Source organism: Candidatus Abyssobacteria bacterium SURF_5, assembly GCA_003598085.1.
In the GTDB taxonomy this organism is placed as follows: domain Bacteria; phylum Abyssobacteria; class SURF-5; order SURF-5; family SURF-5; genus SURF-5.
Window position 1 is genome coordinate 43094 of the sequence record QZKU01000139.1, and the last position, 15251, is coordinate 58344.

Genomic DNA, 15251 nt, shown 5'->3' on the forward strand with positions numbered 1-15251 from the left:
TATGGTCCGGAAGGCGCGGATGCAGGACGTGCAGACAATTCGCAGCCTGATCAGTTATTATTCTCAGCGGGGCGACATGCTGCCCAAGGCTCTGATTGAAATATATGAGCACCTGCGCGACTTCTTTGTATATTCCGATGAAGAGCAAAATGTGCTCGGATGCTGTTCGCTTCATCTGTTCTGGGAAGACCTGGCTGAAATTCAGTCCCTGGCCGTCGGCGAACCGGATAAGCTGAAAGGGATCGGAAGCGCTCTGGTACGAGCCTGCCTTGAGGAAGCGCAATTACTGGGAATTACGAAGGTGTTTACTCTCACCAACAAGCCGGCTTTCTTCGAGAAACAAGGTTTTCAACAGGTTGAACGATCGGAGTTGCCGCACAAAATATGGTCAGCGTGCGTAAAATGCATCAAGTTCCCCGACTGTGATGAGGTCGCTCTTGTCCATACGCTGAATTCGCATTAGGCCATGTTGCCGCCTCCGGATGGCGTCTGCTATAATGAACTGATTCTTTGGTAGGATAATCTTCTGGCATCCGCGAGACCGCCAAAGTGTACAAGTTTATAATTAAAGAAAAAGGTAAAGAGCTGCGCGACGTGCCTGTTGAAAAGTCCCGCCTGAATATCGGCAGAGACACCTCTAATGACATTGCGCTGGAGGACGATTCGGTCTCCGCATGCCATTTCAGCGTTTACATCAAACGAGACAAAGTCTTACTCAAGGACGAAGACAGCCTGAACGGCACCTTCGTCGGGAATTCGCGCGACCGCGTGAAAACGGCGGAATTGAAGGCGGGCGATATTATCCGAGTCGGGCACACTCTGATCAAGCTGGTGCAGGTTCCCGACGCGCCGCCGGTCCAGGAATTTGTGCGAAGGCAACCGCCGCGGGAAGCGCATACGATTGTCGCAAGCAATATTCGCCTCATGGAGAAAGAGCTGGATTCGGTTGAGGCTCGTTTGGGAGCTTTGCGCGCGAGCGGCGCAGGAATTCCTGCGGGCGAAATCGACAGCTTATCAGATCCGTTTGTCTCCGCCAGAAACAAGCTCTCAGAGGTGGGCAAGTCATACGACCGCCTGTCCGCGCTCTACGAAGCCAGCAAGTATATTATTTCCGGATTCGACCTCGAACAGCGGCTGAACCTTGTTATGGACGCTGCGATCGATGTTCTGCAGGCCGAACGCGGATTCCTGATGTTGAAGAATGATCAATCGGATGAACTGAAAGTGGTGGTCAAGCGAAAAATCGGGGGGGAAGAGCTGGACGAGCTTTCTCTCAGCATGAGTGTTGCCGCCGAAGTCGCGCGCACGGGGGAGTCGAGGCTCACTTCGAACGCCGCCAAAGATCCGTTTTTTCGCGATCGCGGAAGTATCATCATGCACAAGATCGTCTCAATCATGTGCGTTCCCCTGAAAATCGAGGAACGCGTGCTTGGGGTTATCTACCTCGATAACAGGATATCCGAGGGCGTATTCGACGAAAGCGACAAAGAGCTTTTTTCCGCGTTTGCCAGTCTTTCGGCGATCGCGATAGAGAACGCACGGCTGTTTCAGAAGCTGCAGTATGAAGAAAAGATCCGCGCCACCATGTCCCGCAATCTGCCTACGGGCGTCGTCGAGATGTTGATGAAGAATCCCGAAGACTGGAAACCGGGCGGAACACTGCAGAAAGTGACCGTCCTGTTCAGTGATATTCGCGGATTCACGAGACTTTCGGCCGGAATGCCTCCTGACACGACGATGGCAATGCTTAACGAGTACTTCGACGAGATGTCTAAAATCATTTTCGCGCACCAGGGAACCCTCGACAAATTCATGGGCGACGGCATCATGGCCATCTTCGGCGCTCCCTTCTCCTATGGTGATGACGCCGATCGGGCGGTTCAGGCGGCGGTTGATATGATTCAGCGCGTCCAGATTCTCAAGGAACGCGCCCGCGAAACGGGAAAGCAGTCTTTCGATATCGGTATCGGCGTTAATACGGGCGCCGCTATCGCGGGCAATGTAGGGACCCTCGAACGGATGGACTACACGGTCATCGGAGATATGGTGAATACCGCCTTCAGGCTCACTTCGGCCGCCGGACGAAACCAGATTCTGATCAGCAAGGAAACCAAATCAAATTTGCAGGCGGTGCTTGATCTGAACGATATGGGCAGGATCAAGACGAAGGATGTTGTCGTCGAGGCGTATGAGGTTATCGTGCCGCCGGTGCAGGATGGGCAGGTTGCTCTGCACGATGAGACAATGAGAGAACCCGGGAGGTAGAGGTGAAGGCGAGCGTTGTGGCGCAAAGCGATGTTGGGCTCAAACGCAGTGACAATGAAGATTCATACCTCATAGATGAAACGAGTCTCCTGTTCGTTGTCGCCGACGGCATGGGCGGGCACGCTGCCGGGAACCTTGCAAGCAGAGTCGCGGTTGAAAGCATCTGTGATTTTTATCGCCGGTATTCCGCTTCATCCGCCGATCTGCTCCCTTACGGATCCAACCCGGACCTCTCGGACCATGCGAACAAGATCACGAATGCTATCAGTGTGGCCAATGACCAAATCAGAAAAATCGCAACGCAAAGCGAACAACTGGCGGGGATGGGAACCACGGTCGTCTGCGCTCTTCTGAACGGCAGGGTCGTCACCATTGGCAACGTTGGCGACAGCCGGGCCTACTTGTTCCGTCCGAGCGGATACCGGCAGATCAGCGAGGATCACTCATGGGTCAATGAACAGCTACGCCAAAACCTGATTACTGCGGAGGACGCGCGCGCGCATCCATGGCGCAACGTGATCACGCGGGCGCTAGGCTCCCGGGAATTTGTGGAAGTGGATATTTTCGAAGAACGCGTTCGCGGCGGAGATCAGATCCTCCTCTGTTCCGACGGTCTGTCAGGCATGGTTGACGATATCACCATGTTCGAGATCATCACCGACAGCGCATCGAGCCAGGAAGAGAAAGCAGAACGGCTGATCGTGGAGGCCAAGAAGGCTGGAGGGTCCGATAACATCACACTCGTCCTTATCAGGTTCATGGAGGAATAGGATGACCGCCGCCAAACTCGGGATCATCGGCGCAGGCAATATGGGAAGCGCCATTATCCGGGGAGTCCTGCGGGCAGGCATCTTCGCTCCGAATGAAATCGGCGCCTGTGACGTCATCCAGGAGAAGGCGCAAACGCTTTCGCAGGAACTTCATATAACAGCGTTTGCCACGGTGGCCCAGCTTATGGCGGCCACAGATTCCGTCATTTTAGCCGTTAAACCGCAAACGATGAAAGAGTGTCTGGCCGAGGTGTACGATTCGCTCAAGCCTGCTGATTTGATAATCTCTATCGCCGCCGGCATATCGACCGCGTTTATCGAGGAGCGACTGCCGAAGGGCACGCGGGTGATTCGGGCAATGCCGAATACGCCGGCGCTTGTCGGAGCGGGCGCAACGGCTTTATGCGCCGGATCAAATGCGGGGGACAGTGATTTGGCGGTAGCCGAGAGAATTTTTGCCGGGATCGGGAAAGTATATCGGTTTCCGGAAAATCTGATGAATGCGGTGACCGCTATCAGTGGGAGCGGACCCGCTTATGTTTTTTATTTCATCGAATCTTTATTGGAAGCCGGCTTGAAGGAGGGCCTGCCCAAAGAAGCAGCCGTCGATCTGGTTGCTCAAACGCTCTATGGCGCGTCAAAGCTCTTGTTGGAATCCGGAGAGGAGGCATCGGTATTGAGGGCGAAAGTGACTTCTCCGGGCGGAACCACAGAGGCTGCTTTGGAGACAATGGACAAGCGTGGTTTCAAAGAAACAATCGCTGCCGCGATCGAGAGTGCGGTCAACCGAGGACGGGAGTTGGGGGGGTGAAAAGAACTTGAATCAAAACATCACGCCCAACGAAATACTACAGAAAAAATTCACGCAGACGCTGAAAGGGCTCAAACCGGAGGAAGTATACGATTTTCTCAAGTTCCTGGCCGGCGAGTTTGAAGAATTACTCCGCCGAAACATGCTGATGGAGGAGAAGGTCAGGCAACTGGAGGAGGCGATTGAGGAATACCGCCACATGGAGAATACGCTGAAAAACACGCTCATTGCCTCGCAGAAAATCGGACAGGAGATCAAGGAAGAAGCCGAACGCAAAAGCAACCTGCTGATTCGCGAATCGGAACTGGACGCCGCGCGCATTATTCAGAAGGCGAAACAGCGGAAGGAACAACTGGAGGAAGAGACGTACCAGCTTCTGAACCAGCACAAGCGCTTCCGCGCTGAATTCATGGCGCTGCTGGAGACCCATCGGAAAATGGTTCACACACAGGATTCGAGGGTCCTGCTGGATTACGAACTGAAGGGGTCGCAGGACTCCACGCCGTCTGCGGAGCCGGAAATTGAACATGGCGATGGCGACGACGACAAATCCGAGGTCGGCGAGGAGGAAATGAAGGACCTCGAGATCCTCTTCCCCGATGAGAAGGAGCAGTGATATGCCAATTGCCGGAATGATCTCGCGACTGAGAATTATCGGCGCCGCGCAGCCGAGCCGCCTGGCGAAGGCTCTCTTTTTCATCCAGATGGCATTCCTGGTGGTTGTTTCAAGCGGTAATTCGGACGGCGGCTCACCTCAGCAGGAGTTCCTCGAGAAATTCCAGACGGAGCGGGAACAGGTAAAAAGCTTTTCCGCCGATTTCATTCAAAAGAAGACGCTGCCTCTCTTTGGCGAAGAGAAAACATCGACCGGAAAGGTTTTATTTAAAGCTCCGCACCAGATGATCTGGAAATATAAAACGCCGGACAAGACGCAGATGCGGGTGACAAGCGAAGCCGTTTCTTTCTATTTCCCTTCGCTCGAACAAATTGAGGTCTACCGCATGAACCAGGGCAAAGGGGCCGCTCCGTTTTTCTTCGCCTTCGAGGCTACGGCCGAGGAACTCGCTGCGAATTTCGACATTTCCGGCCCGGTCGATGTCGAGGGACTGCGGCGGGTTGAGTTGACTCCGAAGAGCGAACCGCTTGCGGCCGAGGTGAAAAGCGTAACGTTGTGGCTGGACCAGTCCGACTATCTGCCGCGCAAATTGTTGATCAGTGAAATCACCGGCGACACGACCGAGATAACCTTCGACAATATCCGCATAAATCGGCCGCTCGCTGATGAGGACTTACAGCTTGACGCTCCCGAAGGCACGGAAGTCATTGAGGAAAATGCCGGCATCTGAAGTCGATGCCGGATATTATCTGCTCTGTCTGAAGCTGCCAGCGTCCATTTCGCTTCGTGTCGGCTCCCTCAAACAATTGCATTTGAAGGAAGGCAGCTATGTCTATTGCGGGAGCGCAAGAGGCAGACTTTCCCGAAGGATTGCGCGACACTTGAAAAAAGGGAAAACCGTGCGCTGGCATATCGACTATCTCACGACGCGAAAAGATGTCGTGATCGAAGGAGTGCGGGCGTTCCCTTTGGAAATGACGACCGAATGCGGCCTAAATCGGCAGGTCCAGCAACTGCCGGGCGCTGAAGCGATTGCGCGCTTCGGCTGCTCCGATTGCTCGTGCACATCCCACCTAACCTTCTTTCGGCGCTCACCCCTCAGCGCGATTCGCCGCTTATGAAAAATACCGGCGTGCACCCTCCCATCATCCTTGCTTCCGCTTCACCCAGGCGTCTTGAACTGCTCCAATTGCTGAATATAATTTTTGAGGTCGTTCCCAGTGCCGTCGAAGAGGCCGAGCACGAAGGAGAATCGCCGGGTGATTTGGTGGAGCGTAACGCGTTGGCGAAAGCCCTCGATGTGGCCCGGCGGCGGGCCTCAGGATTGATTATCGGAGCCGACACTCTGGTTTGGCTGAACGACCGCGCTTTCGGGAAGCCGGCGGATATTGAAGATGCGCGGCGGATGCTGCGCGTGCTCGCTGGAAAGACGCATCAAGTTTACAGCGGCCTGGCTGTCGTGCGCATCGAAGATAACAAGCGCCTGACGGCGCACGAGGTGACAGACGTGACTTTTCGCCCGCTTTCGGAGGAGCAGATTACGCGGTACCTTGGGATGATCGATCCGCTCGATAAAGCCGGCGCGTATGCCATTCAGGGAGCGGGCGGCATAATCGTTGAAAAATTGTGCGGCTGTTACTATAATGTTGTGGGTCTTCCACTGAATCTCCTCGACACGATGCTCGCCCCGTTCGGCGTGCGGCTCCTATAGCAAGCGCAAACGGTTTGCCGAAAGGTTGATACAATGGAACGATATATTCTTGCGTTAGACCAGGGGACCACCAGTTCGCGGGCAATCGTTTTCAACCTTTCCGGTGTTCCCATAGCTTCCGCCTCAAAGGAGTTCCGGCAGATTTTCCCGCAGCCCGGTTACGTTGAGCACGATCCCGAGGAAATCTGGACCAGCCAACTGGAGGTGGCCGGACAGGCCCTCGAGAAGGCAGGGCTCGAGCCGTCCGCGATTGCGGCCATTGGTATTACCAATCAGCGCGAGACGACGGTCGTGTGGAACCGGAAAACGGGCAAGCCGGTCTCGAATGCAATCGTGTGGCAGTGCCGCCGAAGCGCGGCCATCTGCGATGATATGAAAGCGCGCGGTCTGGAAAAGACGGTGCGCGAGAAGACGGGACTGGTGATCGACGCCTATTTTTCGGGAACCAAGATCAAATGGATTCTTGAACATGTGGCCAATGCGCGTGAAAACGCGAATCGCGGCAATCTCGCTTTTGGAACCATCGATTCCTGGTTGATTTATAAACTGACGGGCGGGCGTATTCACGTAACCGACTATACCAATGCGTCGCGCACGATGCTGTTCAACATCAATACGCTTCGCTGGGACGACGAATTATTGGAGGAGCTTTCGGTTCCGGCGAGCATGCTGCCGGAAGTCGTTCCTTCGAGCATGATCTACGGCAAAACAAACCCCTCGGTATTCTTTGGAGAGGCGATTCCCATTTCCGGTATCGCCGGAGATCAACAGGCGGCGTTGTTCGGACAGGCATGCTTCCAGCCCGGCCTCGCAAAGAATACGTACGGGACCGGCTGTTTCGTTCTGATGAATGTCGGCGCAAAGCCGGTCGCGTCCAAATGCGGTTTGATCACGACGATAGCGTGGGGGATCAATGGAGCAGTCGAGTATGCATTGGAGGGAAGCATCTTCATAGCGGGAGCGGCGATTCAGTGGCTGCGGGATGGCCTGGGCATCATCTCCACCGCCTCCGAGAGCGAGTCGCTGGCTCTCACGGTGTCCGACAATGGGGGCGTATATTTTGTTCCCGCATTCGTAGGTCTGGGCGCGCCATATTGGGACATGTACGCCCGAGGCACAATTGTCGGTCTCACCCGCGGATCAACAAGCGGTCACCTGGCGCGCGCGACGCTGGAATCCCTGGCGTACTTGACCCGCGATGTTATCGAGTGTATGGAAGCCGATTCCGGCCGTAAGCTTCATAGCCTGAAAGTTGACGGCGGCGCCATTCGCAATAACCTGCTGATGCAATTCCAGAGCGATATCCTCGGGGTACCGGTCAGCCGTCCCGAAGTAAGCGAGACCACCGCCCTCGGCGCGGCCTATCTTGCCGGTCTGGCCGTTCAGTATTGGGACAACCTTTCAGAGATCTCCGCCAACTGGCGCGAGCAAACCAGATTTACTCCCGCAATGAATGCAAGCGAGCGAGCGCGGCTGTATGGGCGATGGAAGCGAGCGGTGGAGTGCTCAAGAGGATGGGCAAAAGAGTAGACTATGTCCAAATACAGGAAGATGTCACGGCCGCTCGGTGATAAGATCTCCATAGCCGATGGAGAGTTGACTGTTCCCGATCAGCCGGTCATACCCTTCATCGAAGGAGACGGCATCGGTCCCGACATCTGGACCGCCGCAAGAAGAGTCCTTGATGCCGCAGTGGAGCTGGCGTACGGGCGGGCTAAGAGGATTCAGTGGTTTGAGATATTCGCGGGCGAAAAAGCATTTCACCAATATGGCGAGTACCTGCCGGACGATACCCTTACCGCTATCCGCGATTGCAGCGTAGCGATCAAGGGGCCGCTGACGACTCCCATTGGCGGCGGATTCAGGTCGCTGAACGTGACGCTGCGCCAGGAACTGGATTTGTACGCCTGTATCAGGCCCGTCCGCCATTTCCCCGGCGTCCCAAGTCCGATGTTGCATCCGGAGAAAGTTGATATCGTTATTTTTCGGGAAAATACGGAAGACGTCTATGCCGGCATCGAGTGGCCCGCCTTTTCGCCCGGCGCCAAGCAAATGATGGATTTTCTGAAGCAAACGTTCGACATTTCGCTGCGCTCTGATTCCGGCATCGGAATCAAGCCAATGAGCGCCACCGGCTCGAAGCGGCTCGTGCGGCGGGCGATCCAGTACGCAATCGACGAGCGGCTCCCAAGCGTGACTCTTGTTCACAAGGGCAACATCCTGAAATACACGGAAGGCGCTTTTCGGGATTGGGGATATGCGGTCGCACAGCAGGAGTTTGAAGATGATACGATCGCCGAGCGAGAAGTGGACGCCCAGGTGGGAGCCGGAAAAATTATCATTAAAGACCGCATTGCGGACGCGATGTTTCAGCAGCTTCTCTTACGGCCTGAAGACTATTCCGTTCTGGCGATGCCGAATCTGAATGGGGATTATTTTTCCGATGCCGCCGCAGCCCAGGTAGGCGGGCTGGGGATGGCGCCCGGCGCCAATATCGGCGATGAGGCCGCGGTCTTCGAGGCAACCCATGGCTCAGCGCCCCGCTATGCCGGGCAGGACAAGGTGAACCCGAGTTCGCTTATCCTGTCGGGCGTAATGATGCTGCGGCATATCGGCTGGCGTGCAGCGGCCGATCTGATTGTGAAAGGTATCGAAAAGAGTATTGTTGCCGGCACGGTTACCTATGATCTGGCGCGGCAGATGCAGGGCGCCAAACTGGTGAAATGCTCCGAGTTTGCTAACGAGATCGTGAGACATATGAAATTGATGTTTCCTGAGAATCGGCATGCTCATTCTTGACTCCCGCTCTCAAATCTGTTTATAATTTCAAGAAGTGCAAAAGAATTGCTCTCGGAAAAGAGGTGATACGATGATAGACCCGAAGCTCCTGGAGATCCTCGCCTGCCCCAAATGCAAGGGTGATATCCGATTGAACGAAAAAGGGGACGGCCTGATCTGCGACGCCTGCAAGCTCATGTACCCCATTAAGGACGACATCCCCATTATGCTGATTGATGAAGCAATCAAGCTTGAGGAATAGGGCCGACCACGATTCTCCCGCCGGATTCCTTTCTCAATAGCAGCAAGTTGCGCTCGCGAAAACACGCATCTCCATACTGGGGGAAGACAAAGAGGGAGGGGAGACAGTCTATGGATGCGCCTTGTTTTTCTCGTTGCTTGCTTTCTCGGTCCCGCCTATTCGACTCCGCGCGTGCAGGGAGTCGAATGCTGATTTTGCTCATTTTCTTTTTTGCGCCGCCTGCGATGGCGCAAGATGACAACCCGACCGCGATTATGGTGCGCCCGCAATATGCTAACGTCCGTCAACTTGAGCCGGTGATACAATCCCTGTTGACTTCAGCCGGCAGCCTTACGGTTTATGATCGGACGAACTCCGTGGTGATTCGCGATATCGCTTCGAATTTACGGGCCATTGAAGATACGGTGACACGGCTGGACGTCAAGATGCCTTCGCTCAATCTCACGTTGAAATATGCGGATCCGCTCATAGTTGCGGGCAATGTTCAGGATATTCTCAGTTCCGCAGGCGGAGTCGTTCTGCCCGATCAGCGGACGCACTCGCTCTACATAAGGGCAGTGCAATCCGATCTTGACCTGGTTGAGTCCCTTATGCCCACCTGGGACAAGCCGCTGCCGCAAGTCCTGATCGAGGTGGATATCCTGGATGTTTCCTCAGCAAAGCTGAAAGAACTCGGAGTTCAGTGGGAGCTGCGGCTGGGATATGACGGTGGAGATCATGATGCCGTTATAAATGTCAATGCAGGCAGGGAGACGCCGACTGAGCCATCGAGCGGAAGCGTTTCGTTCGGAACGCCGACGATAACAATACCAGGTGTTTATGATCTTGCCGGGAATCTCGTTACACCGCCGCAGGTGATTCCCGGCTCCGATTTCAGCGCTACGATCGATGCACTGATTGAAGACAGCTCGACCCGGACCCTCTCAAGGCCGCGCATCATGGTTCTTGATGGCCATCCCGCCCGCTTCGAGGTCGCGACACTCGAACCGTATGCGACAACCCGCTATAATGAGAGCGGGAACGCGGCCTCGCTTGAGATCGAATTCCTCGACATCGGCATCATTCTCGAGACGATCCCGCACATCAACGAGGATGGACTTATCCTGATGGAGATTCAGCCCGAGATCTCGCGACTGGTTCGAGAAGAATTCTTCGAGACCACTATTATCCCTGAAGAGGGAGGCGTCATCACCAATCGAATTCGCGTGCCGGTGAAGGCTCAAAGCCGCGCAACCACGAAGGTAATGGTGCGCGACAAGCAGACCATCGTTATCGGCGGCCTCAAGACTCGCGAGGATTTTGAATCAACGAGAAAAGTGCCGGTGCTGGCAGACATTCCGATCCTCGGGATTCCATTCCGCAACCTGAATCAGGCGCACGACGACCGCGAGTTGGTTATCTTCATTACGCCGCACATATCGAATGGATTTACATCGGCGGAAGCCCGTGAGCTTCTTCCGGAAAGGCCGATGACCGAAGAGCGCGAATAAGAAACCACCAGATGGAAGGAGAATCCGCGCGATGGATCACAATATTCTTCTCTCCCGAAATGTCCTCTCCAGGTATTGACAACGCTGGCGCTGTTCTGATATAGTCCCGCTACTATAACACCCACGCGATGAAAATAATCTCACCGTCCCCCCAAAAGGCGATTTCTCAGGATTTCACTATTACTGAAGCAATTGGAATAGTGTGCCGTATGGACTGGAGATCCACCCTGACCGGACTGGAATCAAGGCGAGTCGTATCTTTGGCGGGAACACCATCTCCAGACACTCCAAGAAAAAACGGCATTCCTGAAGAACCGACTCTGAACTGATTCGGACCGAGCAAAGAGTCTCGGTCCAATAGCGAGAAGGTTCTAAATGTCCCCTGTAATAAAGAATCTGATTGCATATCACGGCAAGGGTTGCGCGAGCTGAGGAGCAGCCCGCCAATCGCGACAGCTGGGCTTCGTAACGTACTACTTGGGAGAAAGTCATGCATCTTACTAAGGGAGTTCTTTATTTCATTACCTGTCTTATTGCTACAGTGCCGCTTCTGCTTTTTTCTGCTTCTGCATCGGAGGCGGCTGTGTACCTTAACCAGCCGCTGGTCAATTTATCCTGGAGTTCCTCCGGGGCACCCGACACGAAGGGGTATGAGGTCCATCGATCCACGACCTATAACGGCGTGTTCACAAAAATCTCCGCCACTCTCATTGAGGCCTCAACCTGGACTGATTCGAATGTTGCCGATGGCAGCACGTACTACTACAAGCTGACGGCCATTGACACGTGTGGCAATGTGAGCGGGTTATCTATTGCTTCCGATGCAGCTGTTATAGATCTCTCAGCCCCCTCGGTCTCGGCCAACCCTCCCGGCGGAACCTACCGCCAGTCTGTTTCTGTGATGCTTGAGGCAAATGAGCCGTCCACGATCTACTATACGACCGATGGAAGCGTTCCCACGACCTCCTCTGCGGTTTTCTCGGCTCCCATAATTTTGGCGAAAAGCACCGTTCTGAAATATATCGCGGTCGACCGCGCATCAAATAAAAGCCAAACGATGACAAGCACCTATACGCTCGATGTCGGCTCGATAGATGCAGACGATGATGGATATGATTCGGACATTGATTGCGACGATACTGATCCCTTGATCAATCCGGGCGCAAGCGAGGCCTGCGGCGATTTTGTCGACAATGATTGCGATGCCCTGGTTGACGAAGGATGCGATGATTTAATAGCGCCTGCGTACATCGATAACTCGCTTTTCCCATTCCCGGGAAATGGAATCGATGATGACGTGATCATACCTCCCGATACCACTATTCGCCTTCGATTAGTTGACGGAGCAGGACTCGATATTTGTGAAGAGATCTACCGAACTTCAATCACTGCATCGGCTGTCTATATTGCAGGCGGGGAGGAATTCTTCGAGCCCCTGATCGGGGAAACCAAATTCAAGGTAATCGACGAGGGGGACTGCACTGACGCGTGGATTGTTTTCGTTCCCGATTTTGAAAATGCGTATGGTGATGGGCTTCCTGTCGGCGGGATCATTGAGGTTGTTGTCGAAGCTTCGGATGTTTTTGGCAATTACACCGTTTTCTTCGAAGGCGGCTCGTACCGGTTCAGGGTAAGCGAGAATGATCCTCTGCCGTCTCAGTCTTTTGAGGATCCCAATCCGTCAGCGGATGGCAATCTCGTGACGGTAACGCTTCTTGAAGGGCCCAATTCGGGTGTGTTCATGCAGTATCCGGATTCCATTATGCCTGCGCCATATTTCGGGCCGCCGGCTGATATTCCCGGGCTGCCTGGCAGCGTCACCCCCGTCTTGCCGGAGCCTGTTAATCTGCAACCTCCCTGTGTGTTCTTCAATGATGAATTCAGCCTGTTCATTCCGCTTCCTGATGGCGCTGAACCGGCCTCTTTCGAGGTTTGGCGCTTCGATGCGGTAACGGGCTGGGAGGCAGCCGACAGCGGCGACGATTGGCTCGTCAACAGGATCAATCATGCGTCATATCCGGCTCCCAATGGTCCGCCGACGGTGGAATTGATTGTCAGCCACTTCACCGGCGCTCAGCTTGCTACGGCCTCCGTCATATATGGCGGCGGCGGCGGTGGTAGCGCCAGTTGCTTTATTGCCACGGCCGCGTACGGCTCTGCCCTCGAAAAGGACGTGATGATCTTGAGGCAATTCAGAGATACCTATCTTTTGCCGAACGTGCTGGGAAAAGAGCTGGTTGAAATTTACTACAGAACCAGCCCGGGAATTGCACAAGTGATTGCCCGGCATGAAATGTTGCGAGCGGTAACCAGAACGATACTGATGCCCATTGTCTGGGTGTGTAAACTCTCACTTGAAACTCCCGCTCGCGCCATATGGCTCCTCATGACGATGTTAATGGGAGTTATATGCGCCGGCCTTCTCACTTTCAGAATCCGGAAAAAGAGATTCTCCAAGCAGGCCTGTTGAGAGAAGGGGAATAAAGTAAGGAAAAGACCGGGCCGCTTAATCAAAAGGAAGAAGCAGATCATATCGAAAACCAAATCTTCTTCCTTTTGATGGCGGCCCCCTTCAACTTTGATAACTTCCAGAGGGATTGACCGTTCAGGGCGCAATAGAATATGATGCACGCGCGCAGGAAAGGAGCCGAGCAAGTGGATCAATTCGGCAGAGAACTCTTTTGGACACGAGAAAGGAGTAACGCATGAAATCCCTGATGCCGCTTGTGCTTATTGGAGGATTACTCTTGTCAAGTTACGGCTGTTCGTCCGTCGGTGTCGCCGGCACAATATCTGCCGGCCAGCCGACCGAAGTGTATTCCGGGCCGATCGGAATCCCTCCCGGACATTTGCCGCCGCCCGGCCAATGCAGAATCTGGTATCCCGGTTTTCCGCCCGGCCAACAGCCGCCCCCGGGCCATTGCGATGATCTCGAATGGCGAGTGCCGCCCGGAGCATGGCTCATTTACGGTCCGTCGGCACAATACAATGATTTCGTTGTCGCGGTTTACGACGAGCGCCAGCCGGGAGTGGTGATCTCGGTGCAATATTATGATACGGAAACCGGCCGATTTCTCAAAGAGGAAAAAGGCCGTGGCCGTGGCCGGCAAAACAAGGGTGGAAAATACTGAGGCGCACCGGCTAGATTAAACTTGCGAACATGACTGTGGGAACAGCTGCGTGCATTCTCGCGCTGTCGGCGCAATAAGCATTCCGCACGTCGCCGCAACTGCCGCGCTACCTCCTTCTTTATCTTAGGCTCTTCCTGTTTTATCGGCATAACGGCCTCCCAAGAAATCACCGATAGCAAACCTTAATTCTCCATCACTATCGATCCAGTCCTTTAAACCGCTATATGGAAGTTCAATCTCATCGATAAAAAATAAAATAATAAGGAAGTATACAAAAGGGCAATATTGACATGAGATAATAAACGTGATAAGTAATTATCTGAAATTGAGCTTATTACGTACCGTGCACAGAGAAGAAACAAGGAGGGCAGCCATGGAGGCAATGATAGGGGCGGGCAAGCTTCTGATTCGTGCCGACGATCTGAGGGCGATTCGCAAAGATACCGTCAGGAAATTTTCCGCAGATATGACAGCAGGCAACGAAGCAAAATTGGATTTTAGAAGCGGGACTTTGGCCTCGGCTGATATTCCGCGGGGGAGAGGGGAAGAGGTTGGGATTGGGAAGCCTCTCTGCATCCAAATAGAACGCATTTATGTAGGCAATTTACCGAAAAGATTTCCGCCAGGAACTGATGTCTTGGTGACTTCCGGTGTTAAAGCCGCTCATACCTATGAGGCGGTTGCGAGAGCCATCAATTTGCTGAAAAAAGATGTCAGTCGATTCACGGAGATTCAATTCAGTGCTGTGGAGCCTGGCACAAAGGTGGTTTTCTATACTCCGGCTGCAACGGATTTTGAGACTTGGGTGACAATCGAGATTATCGACGATTCCTTTCCGAAAGAAGTCTTTGAGGAGGCTTCGCAACTATTGTCCCAGGCGGGGGCGCTTCCTCTGTTCGCTGCCACAAGTGCGTACTTTTTAGCCGGATCATTGATCTTCAAGATGATCGGAGGGATCGGTGAGAGGTTGTTTGACGGCAAGCCTCATATGTCGTGCAGTAACGAAATCAGCTTTCTTGCTTCAAGAGGCGCGGAAATAGGCGCCCATGCACTTCTTTTTGCAAATCCTCGCGATTTGAAGGAACTGGAGAACAAATATTACATAAAGAAAGTCGGTCGCAAATACGACCTGATATCAAAGGACGACGACAACTCTTCGTACGATGGGGAGGTTCCGTATGTGATTGCAGGTCTGAGCGGAATGAAGCGAGATGATTTGGCTTCTTTCACGCCTCAAGTCGCTTCGGCAGCCGTTCTTAGTCGCTTCCTTTCCATGGGTGAAGGCGAGGGCAAGCTAGCGGGCGCTGTGTTGGAAGGACTAACCCATCTTCCGCAGTTTGACTGACATTTTCCCGGCGCAGGGCAGAGAGACGAAGAAAAAAGTCGGTATTTGCAGGTGGTACTTTTTGAAAAGCCG

The 15251-nt window shown here is 53.9% G+C and carries 15 protein-coding genes; all 15 read left to right on the forward strand.

Going from position 1 to position 15251, the window contains the following annotated elements:
- The first annotated feature begins 1 nt into the window (after window position 1).
- Window positions 2-463: an N-acetyltransferase gene (locus C4520_20725; GenBank protein RJP14997.1), complete on the forward strand. Its 462-nt coding sequence runs from the start codon at window positions 2-4 to the stop codon at window positions 461-463.
- A gap of 86 nt (window positions 464-549) precedes the next feature.
- Entirely contained in the window at window positions 550-2265 is a 1716-nt protein-coding gene (locus tag C4520_20730; protein RJP14998.1) for an FHA domain-containing protein, read from the forward strand.
- Between the two features lie 2 nt (window positions 2266-2267).
- A complete protein-coding gene (locus C4520_20735) occupies window positions 2268-3035 on the forward strand; it encodes a Stp1/IreP family PP2C-type Ser/Thr phosphatase (GenBank protein RJP14999.1) in 768 nt (255 codons plus the stop codon).
- Window position 3036: 1 nt separating this feature from the next.
- On the forward strand, window positions 3037-3846 hold the full coding sequence (locus C4520_20740; protein RJP15000.1) for a pyrroline-5-carboxylate reductase: 810 nt from the start codon (window positions 3037-3039) through the stop codon (window positions 3844-3846).
- Window positions 3752-4462 carry a DivIVA domain-containing protein gene (locus C4520_20745; protein RJP15001.1) on the forward strand — a complete coding sequence of 237 codons (711 nt, stop codon included), beginning with the start codon at window positions 3752-3754 and terminating at the stop codon, window positions 4460-4462. Before C4520_20740 ends, C4520_20745 begins: the two co-directional genes overlap by 95 nt.
- Entirely contained in the window at window positions 4446-5192 is a 747-nt protein-coding gene (locus tag C4520_20750) for an outer membrane lipoprotein carrier protein LolA (protein ID RJP15002.1), read from the forward strand. The genes C4520_20745 and C4520_20750 overlap by 17 nt, the downstream gene beginning before the upstream one ends.
- On the forward strand, window positions 5128-5583 hold the full coding sequence (locus tag C4520_20755; GenBank protein ID RJP15003.1) for a GIY-YIG nuclease family protein: 456 nt from the start codon (window positions 5128-5130) through the stop codon (window positions 5581-5583). Before C4520_20750 ends, C4520_20755 begins: the two co-directional genes overlap by 65 nt.
- Entirely contained in the window at window positions 5580-6173 is a 594-nt protein-coding gene (gene maf / locus C4520_20760; protein ID RJP15004.1) for a septum formation protein Maf, read from the forward strand. Before C4520_20755 ends, maf begins: the two co-directional genes overlap by 4 nt.
- A 33-nt stretch (window positions 6174-6206) precedes the next feature.
- The gene (gene glpK / locus C4520_20765) at window positions 6207-7703 is read left to right on the forward strand and encodes a glycerol kinase (GenBank protein RJP15005.1); all 1497 of its coding nucleotides are present in this window, start codon (window positions 6207-6209) and stop codon (window positions 7701-7703) included.
- 21 nt (window positions 7704-7724) lie between these two features.
- Window positions 7725-8972, forward strand: coding sequence for an isocitrate dehydrogenase (NADP(+)) (gene icd / locus C4520_20770; GenBank protein RJP15016.1), 1248 nt, complete (start codon window positions 7725-7727; stop codon window positions 8970-8972).
- A gap of 70 nt (window positions 8973-9042) precedes the next feature.
- Window positions 9043-9213, forward strand: a complete 171-nt coding sequence (locus C4520_20775; GenBank protein RJP15006.1) for a Trm112 family protein — start codon at window positions 9043-9045, stop codon at window positions 9211-9213.
- A 110-nt stretch (window positions 9214-9323) separates the two neighbouring features.
- Entirely contained in the window at window positions 9324-10703 is a 1380-nt protein-coding gene (locus C4520_20780; protein ID RJP15007.1) for a type II secretion system protein GspD, read from the forward strand.
- 490 nt (window positions 10704-11193) lie between these two features.
- Window positions 11194-13173, forward strand: coding sequence for a hypothetical protein (locus C4520_20785; GenBank protein RJP15008.1), 1980 nt, complete (start codon window positions 11194-11196; stop codon window positions 13171-13173).
- Between the two features lie 235 nt (window positions 13174-13408).
- Complete coding sequence (locus tag C4520_20790) at window positions 13409-13834, forward strand: hypothetical protein (GenBank protein ID RJP15009.1); 426 nt, start codon at window positions 13409-13411, stop codon at window positions 13832-13834.
- Window positions 13835-14207: 373 nt separating this feature from the next.
- On the forward strand, window positions 14208-15179 hold the full coding sequence (locus tag C4520_20795; GenBank protein ID RJP15010.1) for a hypothetical protein: 972 nt from the start codon (window positions 14208-14210) through the stop codon (window positions 15177-15179).
- The last annotated feature ends 72 nt before the right edge of the window (window positions 15180-15251 follow it).

Bases quoted from the DNA above. Each gene is read 5' to 3' on its own strand.
- C4520_20725 (RJP14997.1), top strand. From the start codon at position 2: ATGGTCCGGAAGGCGCGGATGCAGGACGTGCAGACAATTCGCAGCCTG.
- C4520_20740 (RJP15000.1), top strand. From the start codon at position 3,037: ATGACCGCCGCCAAACTCGGGATCATCGGCGCAGGCAATATGGGAAGC.
- C4520_20750 (RJP15002.1), top strand. From the start codon at position 4,446: ATGAGAAGGAGCAGTGATATGCCAATTGCCGGAATGATCTCGCGACTG.
- C4520_20755 (RJP15003.1), top strand. From the start codon at position 5,128: ATGAGGACTTACAGCTTGACGCTCCCGAAGGCACGGAAGTCATTGAGG.
- maf (RJP15004.1), top strand. From the start codon at position 5,580: ATGAAAAATACCGGCGTGCACCCTCCCATCATCCTTGCTTCCGCTTCA.
- glpK (RJP15005.1), top strand. From the start codon at position 6,207: ATGGAACGATATATTCTTGCGTTAGACCAGGGGACCACCAGTTCGCGG.
- icd (RJP15016.1), top strand. From the start codon at position 7,725: ATGTCACGGCCGCTCGGTGATAAGATCTCCATAGCCGATGGAGAGTTG.
- C4520_20775 (RJP15006.1), top strand. From the start codon at position 9,043: ATGATAGACCCGAAGCTCCTGGAGATCCTCGCCTGCCCCAAATGCAAG.
- C4520_20780 (RJP15007.1), top strand. From the start codon at position 9,324: ATGGATGCGCCTTGTTTTTCTCGTTGCTTGCTTTCTCGGTCCCGCCTA.
- C4520_20785 (RJP15008.1), top strand. From the start codon at position 11,194: ATGCATCTTACTAAGGGAGTTCTTTATTTCATTACCTGTCTTATTGCT.
- C4520_20790 (RJP15009.1), top strand. From the start codon at position 13,409: ATGAAATCCCTGATGCCGCTTGTGCTTATTGGAGGATTACTCTTGTCA.
- C4520_20795 (RJP15010.1), top strand. From the start codon at position 14,208: ATGGAGGCAATGATAGGGGCGGGCAAGCTTCTGATTCGTGCCGACGAT.